The sequence below is a fragment of the Alloactinosynnema sp. L-07 genome, assembly GCF_900070365.1.
GTDB lineage: Bacteria > Actinomycetota > Actinomycetes > Mycobacteriales > Pseudonocardiaceae > Actinokineospora.
In genome coordinates this window covers 2,165,517-2,183,445 of sequence record NZ_LN850107.1, presented here as the reverse complement: position 1 = coordinate 2,183,445, position 17,929 = coordinate 2,165,517, and the positions used below count along the sequence as shown (strand labels likewise).

Sequence of the window (17,929 nt, the reverse complement as noted above, 5' to 3'; positions counted from 1 at the left end):
CATGACCGATCCGCTCCACGCCCTCCGCGCACCGCTCACCCCGGTGTCCCCCGACCCCACATTCGCCGACGACCTGCGCGAACGACTCCACCGCGCGATCCTCGGCCCGACAGGAGCAGAGATGACCCAGACACGCACCCCCACCGTCATCCCCGAGAACGAAACGGCCTGGCCCCCGACCATCACCCCGTACATCGCCGTGTCCGACGCGCGAGCCGCGATCGCCTGGTACATCGACGTCTTCGGCGGCCACCAGCGCGGCGAGCTGTACGTCATGGACGACGGCAAGATCGGCCACGCCGAGATCGGCATCGGCGACGCCGTGCTGATGGTGTCCGAAGGCGGTTTCGAGGGCGTCCCCGTCGCCGCACCCGACACCACCGCGCCGACCACGTACAGCCAGTCCCTCCACATCCAGGTCCGCGACGTCGACGGCACCGTCCGCCGAGCCGTCGACACCGGCGCCCGCCTCGAACGCGAACCCGCCGACCAGCCCTACGGCCGCACCGCCACCCTGGTCGACCCCTACGGTCACCGGTGGCTGCTCAACACCCCACCCATGAACGCCACCCGCCACCGCCCCGGCGACGTCTCCTACGTCACGATGGTCGTGGCCGACATCGACAAGACCAAGGCGTTCTACGGCGCGGTCCTCGGCTGGACCTACGAACCGGGATATGTGGAGAACGGCTGGGGAGTGGAAGGCAAGGAAGACTTCGGCCTGTGGGGGGACAAATCCCAGAAGCCCGAGGTGCAACTCTGCTACCGAGTCACCGACATCAACACGGCACTCACCGCAGTCCGCGACAACGGCGGCCAGACCCAGGAGATCCAGAACAAGCCCTACGGGCAACTCGCCGAGTGCACCGACAACCAGGGCGCCCGCTTCCAACTCTGGCAACCATAAGAAACAAGGCCTCCACCAGCACAAACGCAACGGGCCGAACAGGCGCCAACAGTCCATGACCGCCTAGAAAATCGGCCAGGGGATCGGCCGCAGGTCCGCGTCCGGCGTCGGATAGACGGGCGCGGCCAGCAGACGGGCTACCCGGGAGCGAAGAGCCTTGACCTCCCGAACAGTCAGGTGCGCCGCCAACGTCTCCCTCAACTCGCCGTCCAGAGCCGCGCGCAGCGTCGACAGCCCGTCGACCACCTCGTCGTCCAAGGGTTCCCCGGCCCAGCCCCACAACACAGTCCGCAACTTGTTCTCACTGTGCAGGCTGATCCCATGGTCCACCCCATACACACCACCGTCGGTGCCATGCAGGACATGCCCGCCCTTGCGATCAGCGTTATTGATCACGATGTCGAGCGCAGCCAGCCGAGCCACCGCCGGATGATCCGAATGCACCACCACAGCCGGATCCCCATGCCGATCACGCGCGTGCAACACCGGCCGCCACCCAGGCGGGAACGAACGCGGCGGCAGCACGTCCACCAGGTCGTCACCCTCCTTGGTGTCGACCCACAACTGCACCATCCCCGGACCCACCGGACCATCCCGCAACACCGTCGGCGGAATCAACGGCCACCCCGCCGCGCACGCCACCAGATACGACGCCACCTCACGCCCCGCCAGCGTCCCGTCCGGAAAATCCCACAGCGGCCGCTCCCCCGCCACCGGCTTATAAACGCACTGCGCTGACACACCGTCCAACTCGATCGCGCAGAACAGGGTCGCGTTGGAGGCGTCGACCAGCCTGCCCTCGATCTCGATGTCGCCGCGCAGCAGCAACTCGGCCGCGCCCGGGTCGGTGGGGAGCACTCAGCCCTCTTCGGTGCGGCGGTACCCGTTCTGCCGGGGACACACATGGCCCTCCGGGTCCAACGGCTCAGCACACAGCGGACACGGCTTGCGACCTGCGTTGACCACGCGGTCGGCCCGCTCAGCGAACGCGCGCGCCTCCACCGGGGACAGGAACACCCGCACCGCGTCCGGGCCCTCGTCGGTGTCGTCCAGGACCACCGACTCGTCGACCTCGCCCTCGGTGACCGCCAACAGTTCGATCACCACCGCGCGCGTCTCGGCGTCCCAGCCCAGGCCCATCGTGCCCACCCGGAACTCCTCCTCCACCGGGATCTGCAGCGGATCGGCATCGAGAACCTCATCGGGGACGTCCTCGGGCAGCTCCGCGCCGAACCGGCGGTGGACCTCCTCCAGCAGCGAGCCGATGCGCTCGGCGAGCACCGCGACCTGCGCCTTCTCGATGGTCACACTGACGGTGCGGGCGCTCTCGACGGCCTGCAGATAGAACACGCGGTCGCCGGGCTGCCCGACCGTGCCTGCAACGAAGCGGTCGGGCTGACGGAAGACATGAATGACACGAGCCATGGCACCCCAAACCCTATTGCACTTCGCGGCGGCAGGCAGACCATGCCCCCGAGGACCGGGGTCACACTCACACGGTAGCCAACACCGCACCGCCGGTCGGTACTGTCTGTGCTGTGGTGAAGATCGCTTCCTACGGGACATGGACATCGCCGATCGACGCGGCCGTCGTCGCACGATCCGGGCGCAGGCCGAGCTGGACCAGCACCCACGCGGGCAGCGTGTGGTGGACCGAGAGCAGGCCGGACGAGGGCGGCAGACTCGCCCTCATGCGCCACGACGGCGCCGGGCCGGTCGAAGTGCTCGCCGCGCCCTGGAACGTGCGCACCAGAGTCCACGAATACGGCGGCACCCCCTACGTCGTGATCGGTGACCACGTCGCGTTCACCAACTGGGACGACCAGCGCGTCTACGCCATACCCGCCGACGGCGGCGAACCCACCGCGATCACCCCCGAACCCGACCGCCACCACGGCGCCCGCTACGCCGACCTCATCGCCGGCGGCAGCGATGTGTGGTGCGTCCGCGAGACCGCCACCGGCGACCGGCCCGTCGACGTCCGCCGCGACCTCGTCGCCATCCCCCTGACCGGCGAAGGCCCCCGCGTGCTCGCCGCGACCCACCACTTCATGACCGCGCCCAAACCCAGCCCCGACGGCCGCCACGCCACCTGGATCGGCTGGGAACACCCGAACATGCCGTGGGACGGCACCGAACTGTGCGTCGCCGAAGTCCTCGCCGACGGCACCTTCGGCCCCCACCGCGTCGTCGCGGGCGGCCCCCGCGAAGCCGTGTGCCAGGTCGAATGGGAGGACAACGACTCCCTGCTCGCCCTCACCGACCCCGACGGCTGGTGGAACCTGCACCGCATCGGCCTCGACGGCAAAGCCGTCAACCTCGCCCCCGTCCAACAGGAACTCGGCGGCGCCCTCTGGGTCCTCGGGTCACGCTGGTTCACCCCACTGGGCCGCGGCCGCCACGCCGTGCTCCGCGCCGGACACCTCGCCATCCTCGACGAACGCAGCGGCACCGTCACCGATGTCGACACCGACCTGCCCACCTGGGCCAGCGACCTCAGCGTCGCCGACGGCGTCCTCACCGCCACCGCGGGCGGCCCCGTCACCGAACTCGCCGTCGTCTCACTCGACCTGTCCAACGGCGAACTCACCGTCCTGTCCGAACCCTCACCCGGCATCCCCGACGAGCGCTACCTGCCCAAACCCGTCGAACGCACCTTCCGCGCCGCCGACGGCCGCGACATCCCCGCCTACGTGTTCGCACCCACCAACCCCGACTACACCGCACCAGAAGGCGAACTGCCGCCCTACCTCGTGCACGTCCACGGCGGACCGACCTCGGCGTTCACCCCACTGCTGAGCCTGAGCCTGGCCTACTTCACCAGCCGCGGCCTCGGCGTCGTCGCGGTCAACCACGGCGGCTCCACCGGCAACGGCCGCGAATTCCGCGACGTGCTGCTCGGCCAATGGGGAGTCGTGGACGTCCACGACTGCGCCACCGTCGCCGCCGCCCTCGGCGCCGAACGCACCGCCGACCCCGAACGCCTCGCCGTGCGCGGCGGCAGCGCGGGCGGCTGGACCGCCGCCGCGTCCATGACCACCGTCGACACCTACGCCTGCGGCGCCATCCACTTCCCCATCCTCGACCTCACCGGCTGGACCAGCGGCGGCGGCGAAACCCACGACTTCGAATCCCAGTACGTCGAAGGCCTCGTCGGCTCCCTGCCTGAACACGCCGACCGCTACGCCGACCGGTCCCCCATCAACCACATCGACAAACTCGCGGGCCCCGTCCTGCTCCTGCAAGGCCTCGAAGACGAGGTCTGCCCACCGGAACAGGCCGACAGGTTCGTCGCGGGCCTCGACGGCACCGGCATCCCCCACGCCTACCTGACCTTCGAAGGCGAACAACACGGCTTCCGCCGCGCCGAGTCGATCATCGCCGCGCACGAGGCCGAAGTGTCCTTCTACGGCCAGGTGTTCGGATTCGACCCGCCAGGGCTGCCCGTGCTGGAACTGCGCCGGTGACCAGACCGAACCGGCTGGCCCCCGGCTCGACCGTCGCCGTCGTCGCACCCGCGGGCCCCGTCGACCCCGACCGGCTCGACCACGGCGTGGCCGTCCTCGAATCATGGGGACTGCGCGTCACCGTCGGCAAACACGTCCACGACCGCCACCCCACCCTGCCCTACCTCGCCGGACGCGACGCCGACCGCGCCGCCGACCTGGTCCGTGCCTGGACCGACCCCGGGGTGGACGCGGTGCTTTGCGCCCGCGGCGGCTACGGCTGCCAGCGCATGGTCGACCTGCTCGACCTCGACGCCATGGCCGCGGCAGGCCCGAAGGTGTTCGCCGGATCCAGCGACGTCACCGTCCTGCACGCCGCCATCGGCGCCGAACTGGGCCAGTCGACCCTGTTCGCGCCGATGATCGCGGGCGACCTGTTCGACCACGCCGCCCAGCGGCACTTCCGGGCGACCCTGTTCGAACCCGACACCGTCCGCGAACTGATCGGCCCCAACACCGCCACCGCCGGACACGGCGTGGCCGAGGGCATCACCGTCGGCGGCACCCTGAGCCTCATCGCCGCCGACCTCGGCGCACCCGGCTCGACGCCACCGCCCGACGGGTCGATCCTGCTGCTCGAAGACGTCGCCGAAGCGCCCTACCGGATCGACCGGCTACTGACCCAACTGCTGCGCGCGGGCTGGTTCACCGGCGTGTCCGGCATCGCCCTGGGCTCCTGGGCGGACTGCGGCGACGTGCGGCCGGTGGTCGCCGACCTGCTCGCCAGCCTCGGTGTGCCGATGGTGTGGAACCTCGGATTCGGCCACTGCCCCGGCCAGCTCACCGTCCCCCTGGGCGCGGCGGCCGTCCTCGACGCCGACAACGGCACCCTCACCATGGTCGAACCCGCCCTCGCGTGACTCCCCGGGCGGTCGGCCCGGGGAGCCGCGCCGGTCAGGCCGAGTACCCGCGCGCCGCGATCCAGTGCGCCATGCGAGTCGTGTCCATCCAGTACCAGCCATAGCCGTTGGCGTCGGCCGAGTCGGCCAGCTTCACCGTCCAGCCGTTGTTGCTGTAGCCGACGATCGTCAGATAGTGCCCGCCGCTGTAGGTGTGCCAGTCGCCGTCGGTGTCCATCGCGCTGCCCACGACATTGGCGACGATCGGATAGTTGCGATCGATGTCGTAGACGACGTCCCACTGCAGCCGGTTGATCTCGGCCTGCGTCGCCGACTGACCCGGGATCCACTTGGTCTCGTAGAAGGCGGTCGCACCCAGGTTGTTGAGCACCCGGGTGGTGTCGGCGGCCGAGTTCGTGCCGTTGGTCGTGGTGCCGAGCCTGCCCGCGATATAGGACTGGGTGAAGTACTTCCCGCGCGCTGTGAGCGCCATCCTGGTCGCGGCGGGACCGCAGAAGTAGTAGTTCTCCTGCCATTGGAACTGGTAGTTGAGGACCTTCGAGGTGGCCGCACCGGCCGGGGCCGCCGTGACGACCAGACCGCTGATCATCAGCACAGCGATGGCGAACAGGCGCAGTAATCGGGACGTTCCGAGGGGCATCGCGACTCCTGAACGTTGGGGAATTGGTGACAACGTGTCAGTGCGAATGGGGATGCGGCAACCATAACCCTAGAAGTGAACATCGGTGTTCATCTTTTAGGGGGTAAGGACGTACCGGAGGAATGCAATGATCGGCTCCCGGAGACCGGGGATGTCACCGATGCGGTCCTCCGCCAGCGCAGCCATCACCATCGAGCTGACCGCGCCGCCGATCACCGCCACCGCGAAGTCGGGATCAGGCACCCCCGCCCACCCCGGATGGCCTGCGAAGGTCTCGACGATGCGCCTGCCCATCTGCGCCTGCACCGCGAACCTGATCCGCCGGGCCCGCTCCCCCGCCGCGAAACTCTCCAGGAAGTACATCTTCGCCAACGCCGACTGCGCGACGATCGTGTTCAAGTACAGCGCCATCGCCCGATCGAACTGATCCAGCGGATCAAGGTCCGGCTCGGCCAAAGGGACCTCGACGATGTTGGTCAACAACGCCGCACACCCGTCGAGCGCGGCCAGGAAGCAGTCCTCTTTGTCCGAGAAGTGCTGGTAGAACGTGTCCCGTGAGATGTGGACCCGCTTGAGGACATCAGCCACCGACGTCGCCGCGTAACCCTTCTCCGCCACCACCATCGCCATGCCGTACAGCAGTCGGCCTCGCTGCGCCGACTCCACCTGGTCACGAGTCAGGTTGTGCCTGCCCCTGGGCAGCGCCGCGAAGTCAGCCTCATCCACGCGGGGCAGGTTATCCCGCCGCCGCCCGCAACGCCGCGCCGGCGTTGCCGATCACCGGATCACCATGCCCGAAGCACGCCGTGTCGACATCGAGCGCGGCCTGCACACGGAAGGACTCACGCGCCTGGTCCGGGTCCGCGTTGAACACCCCGAGCAACACCCGCCCCTCGAACTCGGCGACCGTGTCCCCACAGAACAGCACCCCATGCTCAGGCAGATGGATCGCGACGCTGCCCGGCGTGTGCCCGGCCACCGGGATCACCCGCGCCCCACCCCCGAAGTCCAGCACCTCCCCACCGGCGAGCTCCACATCCACCACACACGGCGGCGCCGCGGCGACCCCAGGGACCACCGACTCGAACAACGGCCGCTCCCACTCCGCCAACACCGGCTCCGGCGGCCCCACCAGCCCCCTCACCAGCGGCGCGTCGGCCTGGTGGGCCAACACCGAAGCCCCATGCCAGGCCCGCACCGCCGCCGCACCACCCGCGTGGTCGTTGTGCCCATGGGTCAACACGACCCGCCGAACCGACTCCGTCGACAACCCGAGCCCACGAACAGCCGCGGCAATCGCCGCGTCGTCGCCCGCCTGCCCGGCATCGATCAAGGTCAGCTCGTCGCCGTCCCGCCACAGGTACGCCTGACTGACCCCGAACCGAACCATCGTCAGCCGCTCAGAGATCCGCATATCCCCGACCGTAGAAGCCCACCCCCACCGGGCGCCGCCCGTTTCACCCACAGCGGACCAGGCTCCCCCGTCGTTTGCTGTCTTTGTTTTCGCCAGATCAGCTGCCCAGCTGAAAATGACCGCCCATCCATTATCTTGATAGTGGATAGTTGATAATTAGATACAAGGGGAGTGGGCTGACAGCTGGAGATCAGGGGTGCGACTGTCGAAAGTGGACGAACGAGGGACGATCCGGCGGTGTCAACTCACCGCGCGGAGCCTCAGGCGTTGACGGGCTCCCGGGGAACCAGTTCTTCCCTGTCGCTGAACAGACCCAGCGGATCGTTGCGCAGCAGCGAGAAACCCGCCAGCAGCGACACCGCCACCGCACCGGCCATGAACAGCCAGTTGTAGAGCAGGTCCTCCCCCGCGGGCGAGTACGTCAGCACGAGGAACACCGCGGCGCTCACCAGGATCGCGAGTTGGCGCTTCTGCCAGCGCAGCGCGGCGGCGATCACGAAGCCCCAGGTCAGGTACCACGGCAGCGTCGCGGGCGACAGGACGGCCAGGGCGAACAGCGCGAACGCCATCCGGCGCACGGCCTCCGGCCCGCCGTCGCGGGACTGCCACCACAGGCGGATGGCGATCACGAAGAAGATGATGCCGCCGATGCCGCGGGCGATGTTGACGAACCAGCTCTTGTTGCCGTCGATGAAGATGCCCACCAGCGTATGGACGAACTCCCCCACCGCGGTCGGCAGCGACAGCCAGTTGACGATGTTGCCCGGCGCCTGGAGGCCCTTGAGCCAGCCGAGGTCGACGTCGGCGATCACCGTCGTCAAAGCGAACGTGGCGACGAAGGTGGCGAACGCGCACGCGGTGGCGCGGACGAAGTTGCGCCAGAACGTCGAACTCAGGTGCGCGGCCCACACCCACACCAGGAACGGCAGCGCCATCACCGCCGTGACCTTCACCGCGGCGCCCAGGGTCACCAGGAACACACCGAGGACATGGCGGCGTTCCAGCACGCACACGGTCCCCGCGGCGAGCAGGCCGACCATCAGCAGGTCGTTGTGCGGGCCGCCGACCAGGTGCACGACGGTCATCGGGCCCGCGATCGCCAGCCACAGGGTGACGGCTTTGTCGCCGCCGAGGTGACGGGTCAGGCGGGGCAGCGACCACAGCAGCAGCGCGATCCCGGCGAGCATCGCCACGCGCATCAGCACGACGCCCAGGATCAGCGAGCCGTCGCTGAGCCAGGCCACGCCCTTGGCGATCAGGATGAACAGCGGGCCGTAGTTGGCGGGCTGGGCCTGCCAGAACGGGTGCACGTTCTGCACGACGTCGGGCAGGTTCAGCACGTCCGGGCCGACCGCGTACGGGTCGAAGCCGAGCAGCGGCAGGGTGCCGTAGGCGAAGTACGAGTACGGGTCGCGGGTGAACAGCGGCGGCGCGAAGACGAGGGGCGCGATCCAGGCGGTGCTCGCCCACAGGACCGCGCGGGTGCCGACCCGGCCCGCCAGCACGTGCCTGCCCAGGCGCACCCACGCCCACACCACCAGCGCGAAGCCGGTGTAGAGGACGATCGTGGCGAGCATGTGGCCGTGGCCGTAGCGGATCCACGAGAGCGGGCCCCGGCCCAGCACCGGGTCGCTGACCAGCACGCTGCCCGCGCCGAACGAGGTGATCAGGATGAGCAGGCTGCCGACGGCGCCCAGCGCGATGGTCCGGATCGGCAGGGCTCGGCCGTCGCCCGCAGGCGCCGCGATGGTCGCGGCGGGCTGCTTAGGGTGCTCAGCGACCAAGGACTCGTTCACCTCTGAGGACGGTTTCGCGGGGTATCGCCACCGAGGCTTGAGATTACACAGCACGGCCGAGTCGCTCGCGCAATGGCCAAGTTAGCGCCACTGCCTAAGGCATCCGGGCGATTACCGGGGGGTTTACGGCGCGGGCGAGGAACTCGCGGGCGCGTTCGGCGTCGAGCAGAGGGGGGCCGGACCGGCGCGGGTGGACCGTTCCGATGGACAGGGCGGCGCGGATCCGGTGGCCGGGCGCGTCGGGGTGCAGCGACCACAGCAGGGCGGCGGTCGCGGCGACCACGGCGGCGGCGACCCCGTTGCCGTTGGCCGGACCGGTCGGGCCGGGGACATTCTCCCCCGGTGCCAGCAGGCCGCGGGGGTCCTCGTCGAGGTCGGCGAACCAGCTGACCCGCCCGGACGGCGCGCAGGACACCACCGGCAGCACCCACGGGTGGCTGGTGAGCGCGGTGAGGGGCCCTCCGGGTGCGATGATCAGGACGCCGCGTTCGGCGGCTCGGTCGACGGTCTCGTCGAGTCTTGGGACGCGTTCCTCGGGTCCTGAGGAGCCCAGGACGATCACTCGCGCGGGTCCGTCCAGCAGGTCGGTCAGTGGAGCGACCAGGTCATCGGCCACCGTGCGCGGCAGGACCGGACACAGCGGGCAGATCGACAGCGGGTCGGCGCTGAGGACGCCCGCGAGCGCGGTGATGTCCGCCTCGGTGGCGACGAGTCCGACCGCGATGTCGGCTGACCCGGCGCCGCGGCGCTGGACCGAGTTCAGCCGGACGAGGTCGAGCAGTGGTGAGCGCTCGCGCCTGCGGACCCCGATCATCGCCGCACCCCTACCCGGACAAGTCGGCCGCGGGGAGGTCTCCGCCCGGCAGGAGCGAACTGTAGTGGCCCGACGCCGGTGTGTGATCACTCCAAGCGAGTGAACCTCAGCCTGCGGGTGACCACACTCGGCCACCGGAGAACTGGTGCACGGCGTCGAGGATGTCGTCGCGGTCGCGGGTGAACAGCCGGGTGTCGACGGGCAGGCCGGGGCCGGAGGCGACCGGCCAGGCGTCGCGGCGGTGCAGGCCGGTGACGCCCGGGGTGTTCGGGGTGACGCCCGCGCGGAGGCGGAAGCGCAGGGTGGGGCCGTCGACGACGACCTGGCGCAGGGTGTCCCACGGCAGGAACGCCGGTCCCTGGGCGGTGGGCAGGCACACGCCGATCACGTCGACGGTCAGCGGCGACTCGCGGCGCCTGCGCCTGGCCACGTATTCGCTGAGTTTGGCCGCGGGCATGGCCAGCGCGGCGGCCAGCGCGAGTAGTCCGGCCGCGGCGGGCAGCCAGCTCGCGATCATGGCCACTATCACCACCAGCACGGCCACGCAGCCGCCGCCGACCCAGGGAACCAGTGGCCGCCGCCACGCCTCCCAGTCGACCTCGGCAATGAACGGCACCCCTGCCCCCGACGTCATCTCCCCAGTCCTCCCACCCCGTGAATCTTGTGGGCGGGACGCTACGCGACCTGCGGGTACCGGCGGGTAACAACACGCGGATCGGTCCGGATCGAGTCGGTCACGGACATGAATCGGCGGGCGTCGCTTCCTCGTCGACACCCGCCGCCGCCCATCATGCCAACTCGACCCTCGCGCGTTCCAGTCGAATCGCCGCCTACCCTTGATCAATGATCGCCGATGGCTTCCGCACGTCGTTCGAGTCCGACGATCCGGTGCCGACGTGGACCGACGCCGTCGAGGTGGGCGACGCCGGGATCCCGCTGGCCGATGGCGTCTCGCTGCGCACCCGGGTGGGTGGCGGGCCCGCCGACGCGCCGTCGGCCCGATCGGGTGTCGGGTTCACCGGATCGAGTGCCCTGCGCTATGAGGGCGAGCACACAGCGGCAGGGTTGGCGTTCCGCACGAACCGGATCTTCTGGACCGAGCTGACCGTCGAGGCGGACACCGAGCTCAGCTACGTGATCTATCCGGAGTTGACCGGTGGCGACCTGCGGTATCCGAGCACGTACGCCGCGATCGACCTGGTCTTCACCGACGGCACCTATCTCAGCGAGCTCGGCGCGGTCGACCAGCTCGGCTTTCCGCTGACCCCGCTGGGGCAGGGCGAGTCGCGGGCGCTGCTGCCGGACCAGTGGAATCACCGGGTGGTGCGGCTGGGCGAGGTCGCGCTGGGCAAGTCGGTGTCGCGGATCCTGCTGGCCTACCGGTCGCCGCACGGGCCCGCCCAGTTCGCGGGCTGGGTCGACGACGTCGTGATCGCGTCGGTCCGGCGTCCCGCGCGGGCTCCGGTCGACCGGGTGATCACCACTCGCGGCACCCATTCGTCCGGGGCGTATTCGCGCGGCAACACCTTCCCGGCGACCGCGGTGCCGCACGGGTTCAACTTCTGGACCCCGGTGACCAACGCGGCGGTGACGAACTGGTTCTACGAGTTCCACCGCGGCTCGACGCCCGCGAACCGGCCCGCGCTGGAGGCCATCGGGATCAGCCACCAGCCCAGCCCGTGGATGGGTGACCGGCACACCTTCCACCTGATGCCGACCCAGGGCACCAGCGTCGGCCACACGGCCCGCGCGCTGACCTTCAGCCACGACAACGAGACCGCCCAGCCCCACTACTACGCCGTCGACTTCGACAGCGGTGTCCGGGTCGAGATCGCGCCGACCGACCACGCCGCCGTGCTGCGGTTCACCTTCCCGCCCGGCGCGGCGAACCTCGTGCTGGACAACGTGGGCGCGGGCGCGGTCCGGGTCGGCGGGGACGGGACGATCACCGGCTACTCCGATGTCCGCAGTGGACTGTCGGCGGGCGCGGGCCGGATGTATGTGCACGCCACGGTCGACCAGCCGTTGGCAGGCGCCCAACGCCGCTTGCGCGGGCTATCGCTGACCAGGACCGCGCTGCTGCGGTTCCAGCCCGGCCAGGACGGCACCGTGGTGACCGTGCGGATCGCGACGTCGCTGATCAGCCCCGAGCAGGCGCGGCGGAACCTGGAGGCGGAGATCGCCGCCGACGACACCGTCGAGTCGGTGAGCGAACGGGCGCGGGCGCTGTGGGCGGATCTGCTGGGCCGGGTCGAGGTCGATGGCGCGACCGACGACCAGCTGACGACCCTGTACTCGTGCCTGTATCGGCTGTACCTCTATCCGAATTCCGGATATGAGATCACCGAGTCGGGGCCGCGGTACGCCAGTCCGGTGCGCCCGCCCGCGGTGGTCGACGGCAAGGTGTTCGTCAACAACGGGTTCTGGGACACCTACCGCACCTGCTGGCCCGCCTACGCGCTGCTCACCCCGACCCGCTGCGGCGAGCTGGTCGACGGGTTCCTGCAGCAGTACCGCGACGGCGGCTGGGTGTCGCGGTGGTCCTCCCCCGGCTACGCGAACCTGATGACGGGCACCAGCTCGGACGTCGCGTTCGCCGACGCCTACCTCAAGGGCGTGCCCGGGTTCGACGTCCAGGACGCCTACGCCGCGGCCCTGCGCAACGCCACGGTCACCTCGCCGGAGGAGAGCGTGGGCCGCAAAGGGCTCGACCAGTCGATCTTCCTGCACTACACGCCGACCGCCACCACGGAGGGCCTGTCGTGGGCGATGGAGGGGTGCGTCAACGACTTCGGCATCGCGCTGCTCGCCGAGGCGCTGGGCGACGAGGACAACCACCTGTACTTCCTCGACCGCGCCCGCCACTACGCCCACCTGTTCGACCAGCGCGTCGGGTTCTTCCAGGGCAAGGACGCGGCGGGCCGGTGGCGGTGGCAGCCCAAGGACTACGACCCCAGGGTGTGGGGGCACGACTACACCGAGACCAACGGCTGGACCGCCGCTTTCGCCGTCTCGCACGACGCGCCCGGCCTGGCCGAGCTGTACGGCGGCCGCGACGAACTGGCCGCCAAGCTGGACAAGTACTTCGCCACGCCGGAGACCGCGACGCTGCCCGGTTCGTACCGAAGGCCCATCCACGAGATGCTCGAGGCCCGCGATGTGCGGATGGGCCAGTTCGGGCACAGCAACCAGCCCGCCCACCACATCCCCTACCTGTACACCGAGGCCGGGGTGCCCGCGCGCACGCAGGAGAAGGTCCGCGACGTGCTCGCCCGCCTCTACCAGGGCAGCGAGATCGGCCAGGGCTATCTGGGCGACGAGGACAACGGCGAGCTGTCGGCCTGGTTCCTGTTCAGCGCCCTGGGCTTCTACCCGCTGCGCGTGGGCAGCCCGTTCTACGCGATCGGCTCGCCGCTGTTCCCGCGCGCGGTCGTGCACCTGGAGAACGGCCGCGACCTCGTGGTCACGGCGGCGAACCAGAGTCGGACCAACGTCTACGTGCAGAGCCTGCGGGTCGACGGCGAGCCATACGACCGCACCTACATCGCGCACTCGGTGCTCGCGGCGGGCGCGCGTTTGGAATTCGAGATGGGGCCCGACCCGTCTGACTGGGGCAAGTCCACTCCCCCGCCGCTGGGCACCGGGCCGACCCTGCGCGACCTCACCCGCGGCAAGCCGGGCCCGCTGTTCGACGACACCACCCGCACGGAGTCCGAAGTGGACACCCCGGTCACGGTGCGCACCGAGTTGGCCGAGGTCACCCTCTACACGATCACCTCGGGCAGCCGCGGCCCCGACCCGTCGACGTGGGTGCTGCGCGGGTCCATCGACGGTTCCCGCTGGCACGAACTCGACCGCCGCGAGGACGAGAAGTTCCCCTGGCGCAAACAGACCCGGCCCTTCAAGGTGAAGGCACCGGGTCCGTATCGGCACTACCAGCTGGCGATCGAGGGTGTGGTGACCGTCGCCCAGATCCAGCTGCTGGCTCAGTAGCGTCCGCGCTGGGCACCCATCCATCCGCCCACACTGGACACCCAGGTTTGGACGAGGCTGATCGTCGGCAGGACCGCGAAGAACACCGCGAACAAGGTGACGGCCACCCGGGCACCTTCCGGGTCCTCCGGGTCGACGTTCGGGATCGCGTTGATCAAGATCAGGTACGTCAGGCACAGACCAAGCTGCAGGACGTTGCCCACCGTCAGCGCGACGCGGTCCTTGCCCTGCAGCGCCATCACGCCACCGAAGATCAGCAGCAGGAGACCCACCAGCTGAGCCGCGGCCAGTCCGCCGACAACCGGGAAGGCGCCGTCGCGCAGGTCGACGGCGATCCCGACGACGCCCAGTGTGGAGATGGCGGTCAGACCGGCCTGGACGAACGCCAGGACAGCCGCCGACATCACCACCCCGGGCCGCGGCACCCGGACCTGACCGGGTTCGGCGGGCGCCATGGGCAGCCCGCTGAACTGCTGGTACGGCTGCTGTGGATAGCCAGGTTGCTGATAGGCAGGGAAGCCCTCGTGCGGGCCGCCCTGCCCCCATCCCTGGGTCATCAGCGCGCGCGGCGCGACTGCAGGAACTGCGTCGTGGCGCCGCCCTGCGCCTGGATCAGGCTGATCACCGGCATCACCGCGAACAGCAGCGCGATGACGATGAGCGTGGCCTTGGCGCCTTCGACGAAATCGAAGCCCTGGGACTCGATCAGGCCGAACAGGACCGCGTACGCCAGCGAGATGAGGATCTCCAGGACGTTGCCCGCGACCAGCAGGTTGCGGCTCTTGCCCTGGATCAGCTGCACGCCGCCCATGATCAGCAAGATGATTCCGACGGTCTGGGCCAGACCGAGCGCCCAGGACCGGCCCGCGTCGGTGTTGGCGGAGTTGGCGGCCCCGGCCAGCACGAGGATCGTGGTGATCGTGGTGATGCCGCCCTGGACGAAGGCCAGCACCGCGGCCGAGGTGGCCGTGCCGGGACGAGGGATCGGCCCGCCGCCGCCGTACTCGGCGGGCGCCATCGGCAGGCCGCCCGCCTGCGGATACCCGGGGGCCTGCGGGTATCCGCCCGGCTGCTGCTGATAGCCCGGCGCCTGCGGGAAGCCGCCCTGCTGGGGGTAGCCCCCTTGCTGCGGGTAACCGGGGGCCTGCGGATAACCACCCTGCTGCGGGTCCTGGCCGTAGCCACCCTGGCCTTGGCCCTGACCCCAGTCCTGTGTCATTCGAGCTCCTCATCGATGGATCAGAAGGCCGCACTATCCCACGTAGATGATAGGAACATCGTCCGATTCCGCATTACGTGACACGGTGGGGTCTTCCCCAACCCTCAACGCCCGGTCGAGCCACCCACCACGGCGTCCTCGGCGGCCACCTCGACCTCAGGTCGAGCGTTGGGTTCCGGTGGGACGACACCCGAAAGCGCACTGCCACAGTCGTTCATCCGCAGTACGAACGGCCTGGTCTCGGTGTAGCGGACCACCGACACCGACGACGGGTCGACCATGATCCGCTGGAACGAGTCCAGGTGCTGGGCCAGCGCGTCGGCGAGGATGGCCTTGATCACGTCGCCGTGGCTGCACAGCAGCCAGACCGCGTGGTCGCCGTGCTCGGCGGTGATCTTGGCGTCGTGCGCGCGGACCGCGGCGACCGCCCTGGCCTGCACGGCGGCGAGCCCTTCGCCGCCGGGGAACACCGCGGCCGACGGGTGCTGCTGCACGACCTTCCACAGCGGCTCGCCGACCAGGTCCTTGATCGCGCGGTTGGTCCAGGTCCCGTAGTCGACCTCGGCGACCGCGTCCTCGGTGACCGGGACCAGCCCGCGCGCGGCGGCCAGCGGGGCGACGGTCTCGGCGCAGCGGGTCAGCGGGGAGGACACGATCGCGGCCAGTGGCACGTCGGCCAGGCGCGCGACGAGGCCGTCGGCCTGGGTGCGGCCGGTGTCGTCGAGGTGCACCCCCTCGGCGCGGCCGGCGAGGACGCCGGAGCCGTTGGCGGTGGAGCGGGCGTGTCGGAGCAGAACGACTGTGGCCACGACCCGAGCCTAGATGGGGTCGACGACGCCCGTCGCGAGCAGGCCGCAGAGGACGGCGCCGATGGCGATGCGGTACCAGACGAAGACCATGTAGCTGTGCTTGGAGACGTACTTCAGCAGCCAGGCCACGCACGCGTAGCCGACGACGAAGGACACGGCGGTGGCCACGATCGTCTGTGGGATGGTGGCCTGGAGGCCGGGTCCGCTGCGGTCGAGGACGTCGGGGATGGAGAAGATGCCCGCGCCGAAGACCGCGGGGATGGCGAGCAGGAACGAATAGCGCGCGGCGGACTCACGGTTGAGGCCCAGGAACAGGCCCGCGGTCAGGGTGCCGCCGGAGCGGGAGACGCCGGGGATCAGCGCCATCGCCTGGGCCAGGCCCATCAGCACGCTGTCCTTCATGGTCAGCGTGTTCCGCTCGAGTTTGGCGGTCTCGTCGGCCACGGCGAGGAACACCGCGAACACCATGAGCACGATCGCGGTGATCCACAGGTTGCGCAGGCCGCTGCGGATCTCGTCTTTGAAGATCACGCCGAGCACGCTGATCGGGATCGAGCCGATGATCACGTACCAGGCGAGCTTGTAGTCGGGGTCATGACGCGTGTCGGGCTGGAACAGGCCGCGGAACCAGGCGGTGAGCAGCCGCCAGATGTCCTTGGCGAAGTAGATGATCACCGCGGCCTCGGTGCCGAGCTGGATGACCGCGGTGAACGACGCGCCCGCGTCGCCGCCGAACCAGAGTTCGGAGACGATGCGGATGTGGGCCGACGAGGAGATCGGGAGGAACTCGGTCAGACCTTGGACGATGCCGAGGACTAGGGCTTGAAACCAGGTCAACTACCGACTCCCGCGAGATCCAGAGCATCGACGGCGGTGCGCAGCGCCGCCTTGGCTTGCTCCAGATCTTGCAGGATCGGTGAAACGGTCAGTGTGGTGACCCCCGCCGCGGCCAGGGCCTGCATCTTCTCGGCGATGCGCTCCTTGGGTCCCAGCAGCGTGGTGTCGTCGATGAAGCCCAGCGGCACCTTGGCCGCGGCGCCCGCGTAGTCCTTGGCGAGGTAGAGGTCCTGGCACTCGGCCGCCTCCTTCTCGTAGCCCATGCGGCAGGCGAGCTGGTTGTAGAAGTTCTGCTCGCGGCTGCCCATACCGCCGACGTAGAGCGCGGCGTAGGGGCGCACGGTCTCGGCGGCCTGCTGCCAGTCGTCGCCGACGACGATCGGGGTGGTCGGCACGACGTCGAAGCCCTCGAGGGTCTTGCCCGCCTTGGCCCGGCCGTTGGCGATGATCTCCAGGGACTCCTTGCCGTGTTCGGGCGAGAAGAAGATGGCCAGCCAGCCGTCGGCGATCTCGCCGGTCAGCTCCAGGTTCTTCGGGCCGATGGAGGCCAGGTAGATCGGGATCTCCTCGCGCACGGGGTGCACGGTGAGCTTGAGCGGCTTGCCGGGGCCGTCCGGGATCGGCTGCAGGAAGTGCTTGCCCGCATAGCTGACACGCTCGCGGCGCAAGGCCATGCGCACGATGTCGACGTACTCGCGGGTGCGGGCCAGCGGCTTGTCGAACTTGACGCCGTACCAGCCCTCGGAGACCTGTGGCCCGGACACGCCCAGGCCAAGGCGGAACCGGCCGCCGGAGAGAGTGTCGAGGGTGGCCGCGGTCATCGCGGTCATGGTCGGGCGCCGCGCCGGGATCTGCAGGATCGCGCTGCCGACGTCGATGCGTTCGGTCTGGGCGGCGACCCAGGCCAGCACGGTCGGCGCGTCGCTGCCGTAGGCCTCGGCGACCCAGGCCACCGAGTAGCCGAGCCGGTCGGCCTCCTTGGCCAGTTCGAGATTCGCCGAGTCGTTGCCCGCACCCCAGTAACCCATGTTCAGTCCAAGTCGCACGCCGCGACATTACTTGCCAGTAGCCATTTGGGCCAGGGGAACTCCGCGAACAGCGACCTAAGGGGACCGTGATGGCAGTCGACCCGGG

Annotated in this window: 17 protein-coding genes; 4 read left to right on the top strand and 13 right to left on the bottom strand. The window is 69.8% G+C overall.

What is annotated here, in order from left to right:
* Nucleotide 1 precedes the first annotated feature (1 nt).
* Nucleotides 2-907, top strand: coding sequence for a VOC family protein (locus tag BN1701_RS09795; RefSeq protein ID WP_054047594.1), 906 nt, complete (start codon nt 2-4; stop codon nt 905-907).
* A gap of 63 nt (nt 908-970) precedes the next feature.
* On the opposite strand, the gene BN1701_RS09790 is transcribed toward BN1701_RS09795, so the two are convergent.
* A complete protein-coding gene (locus tag BN1701_RS09790) occupies nt 971-1,765 on the bottom strand; it encodes an SCO1664 family protein (RefSeq protein ID WP_054047592.1) in 795 nt (264 codons plus the stop codon).
* Entirely contained in the window at nt 1,766-2,332 is a 567-nt protein-coding gene (locus BN1701_RS09785) for a DUF3090 domain-containing protein (RefSeq protein ID WP_054047589.1), read from the bottom strand.
* A 113-nt stretch (nt 2,333-2,445) separates the two neighbouring features.
* Between BN1701_RS09785 and BN1701_RS09780 the strand changes: the two genes are divergently transcribed.
* Nucleotides 2,446-4,374: a prolyl oligopeptidase family serine peptidase gene (locus BN1701_RS09780; RefSeq protein WP_054047587.1), complete on the top strand. Its 1,929-nt coding sequence runs from the start codon at nt 2,446-2,448 to the stop codon at nt 4,372-4,374.
* Nucleotides 4,371-5,273: an LD-carboxypeptidase gene (locus BN1701_RS09775; protein WP_054047584.1), complete on the top strand. Its 903-nt coding sequence runs from the start codon at nt 4,371-4,373 to the stop codon at nt 5,271-5,273. Before BN1701_RS09780 ends, BN1701_RS09775 begins: the two co-directional genes overlap by 4 nt.
* 34 nt (nt 5,274-5,307) lie before the next feature.
* Here the strand turns inward: BN1701_RS09775 and BN1701_RS09770 are convergent, their stop codons facing one another.
* The 6 genes from BN1701_RS09770 to BN1701_RS09745 all read right to left on the bottom strand — a co-directional run bounded on the left by BN1701_RS09770 (nt 5,308) and on the right by BN1701_RS09745 (nt 10,571).
* Complete coding sequence (locus BN1701_RS09770) at nt 5,308-5,913, bottom strand: C39 family peptidase (RefSeq protein ID WP_054047583.1); 606 nt, start codon at nt 5,911-5,913, stop codon at nt 5,308-5,310.
* Nucleotides 5,914-6,009: 96 nt separating this feature from the next.
* Entirely contained in the window at nt 6,010-6,639 is a 630-nt protein-coding gene (locus tag BN1701_RS09765) for a TetR/AcrR family transcriptional regulator (protein ID WP_054047581.1), read from the bottom strand.
* A gap of 10 nt (nt 6,640-6,649) precedes the next feature.
* Nucleotides 6,650-7,327, bottom strand: coding sequence for an MBL fold metallo-hydrolase (locus tag BN1701_RS09760; RefSeq protein ID WP_054047579.1), 678 nt, complete (start codon nt 7,325-7,327; stop codon nt 6,650-6,652).
* Nucleotides 7,328-7,587: 260 nt separating this feature from the next.
* The gene (mptB, locus tag BN1701_RS09755) at nt 7,588-9,123 is read right to left on the bottom strand and encodes a polyprenol phosphomannose-dependent alpha 1,6 mannosyltransferase MptB (RefSeq protein ID WP_054047577.1); all 1,536 of its coding nucleotides are present in this window, start codon (nt 9,121-9,123) and stop codon (nt 7,588-7,590) included.
* A gap of 94 nt (nt 9,124-9,217) precedes the next feature.
* The gene (locus tag BN1701_RS09750; protein ID WP_054047574.1) at nt 9,218-9,937 is read right to left on the bottom strand and encodes a hypothetical protein; all 720 of its coding nucleotides are present in this window, start codon (nt 9,935-9,937) and stop codon (nt 9,218-9,220) included.
* A 106-nt stretch (nt 9,938-10,043) separates the two neighbouring features.
* Nucleotides 10,044-10,571 (bottom strand): hypothetical protein, encoded by a 528-nt coding sequence (locus BN1701_RS09745; protein WP_157367896.1) that lies wholly within the window; start codon nt 10,569-10,571, stop codon nt 10,044-10,046.
* Nucleotides 10,572-10,780: 209 nt separating this feature from the next.
* Between BN1701_RS09745 and BN1701_RS09740 the strand changes: the two genes are divergently transcribed.
* Nucleotides 10,781-13,930 carry a GH92 family glycosyl hydrolase gene (locus BN1701_RS09740; protein WP_082859754.1) on the top strand — a complete coding sequence of 1,050 codons (3,150 nt, stop codon included), beginning with the start codon at nt 10,781-10,783 and terminating at the stop codon, nt 13,928-13,930.
* On the opposite strand, the gene BN1701_RS09735 is transcribed toward BN1701_RS09740, so the two are convergent.
* From BN1701_RS09735 to BN1701_RS09715, 5 genes are all read right to left on the bottom strand, one after another.
* Nucleotides 13,924-14,487, bottom strand: a complete 564-nt coding sequence (locus BN1701_RS09735; RefSeq protein WP_054047570.1) for a hypothetical protein — start codon at nt 14,485-14,487, stop codon at nt 13,924-13,926. The two genes, BN1701_RS09740 and BN1701_RS09735, sit on opposite strands and share 7 nt — an antisense overlap.
* The gene (locus BN1701_RS36810) at nt 14,487-15,149 is read right to left on the bottom strand and encodes a hypothetical protein (RefSeq protein ID WP_054047568.1); all 663 of its coding nucleotides are present in this window, start codon (nt 15,147-15,149) and stop codon (nt 14,487-14,489) included. Before BN1701_RS36810 ends, BN1701_RS09735 begins: the two co-directional genes overlap by 1 nt.
* A 104-nt stretch (nt 15,150-15,253) precedes the next feature.
* A complete protein-coding gene (locus BN1701_RS09725) occupies nt 15,254-15,958 on the bottom strand; it encodes an MSMEG_4193 family putative phosphomutase (protein WP_054047567.1) in 705 nt (234 codons plus the stop codon).
* A 9-nt stretch (nt 15,959-15,967) separates the two neighbouring features.
* Nucleotides 15,968-16,795 (bottom strand): undecaprenyl-diphosphate phosphatase, encoded by an 828-nt coding sequence (locus tag BN1701_RS09720; protein ID WP_054047565.1) that lies wholly within the window; start codon nt 16,793-16,795, stop codon nt 15,968-15,970.
* Complete coding sequence (locus BN1701_RS09715; protein WP_054047563.1) at nt 16,792-17,841, bottom strand: LLM class F420-dependent oxidoreductase; 1,050 nt, start codon at nt 17,839-17,841, stop codon at nt 16,792-16,794. The genes BN1701_RS09720 and BN1701_RS09715 overlap by 4 nt, the downstream gene beginning before the upstream one ends.
* Between the last annotated feature and the right edge of the window lie 88 nt (nt 17,842-17,929).

What these genes read in the sequence shown, in the direction of transcription:
- BN1701_RS09795 (WP_054047594.1), top strand. Translation starts at nt 2, where the DNA reads ATGACCGATCCGCTCCACGCCCTCCGCGCACCGCTCACCCCGGTGTCC.
- BN1701_RS09785 (WP_054047589.1), bottom strand. Translation starts at nt 2,332, where the DNA reads ATGGCTCGTGTCATTCATGTCTTCCGTCAGCCCGACCGCTTCGTTGCA.
- BN1701_RS09770 (WP_054047583.1), bottom strand. Translation starts at nt 5,913, where the DNA reads ATGCCCCTCGGAACGTCCCGATTACTGCGCCTGTTCGCCATCGCTGTG.
- BN1701_RS09760 (WP_054047579.1), bottom strand. Translation starts at nt 7,327, where the DNA reads ATGCGGATCTCTGAGCGGCTGACGATGGTTCGGTTCGGGGTCAGTCAG.
- BN1701_RS09750 (WP_054047574.1), bottom strand. Translation starts at nt 9,937, where the DNA reads ATGATCGGGGTCCGCAGGCGCGAGCGCTCACCACTGCTCGACCTCGTC.
- BN1701_RS09745 (WP_157367896.1), bottom strand. Translation starts at nt 10,571, where the DNA reads ATGACGTCGGGGGCAGGGGTGCCGTTCATTGCCGAGGTCGACTGGGAG.
- BN1701_RS09740 (WP_082859754.1), top strand. Translation starts at nt 10,781, where the DNA reads ATGATCGCCGATGGCTTCCGCACGTCGTTCGAGTCCGACGATCCGGTG.
- BN1701_RS09735 (WP_054047570.1), bottom strand. Translation starts at nt 14,487, where the DNA reads ATGACCCAGGGATGGGGGCAGGGCGGCCCGCACGAGGGCTTCCCTGCC.
- BN1701_RS36810 (WP_054047568.1), bottom strand. Translation starts at nt 15,149, where the DNA reads ATGACACAGGACTGGGGTCAGGGCCAAGGCCAGGGTGGCTACGGCCAG.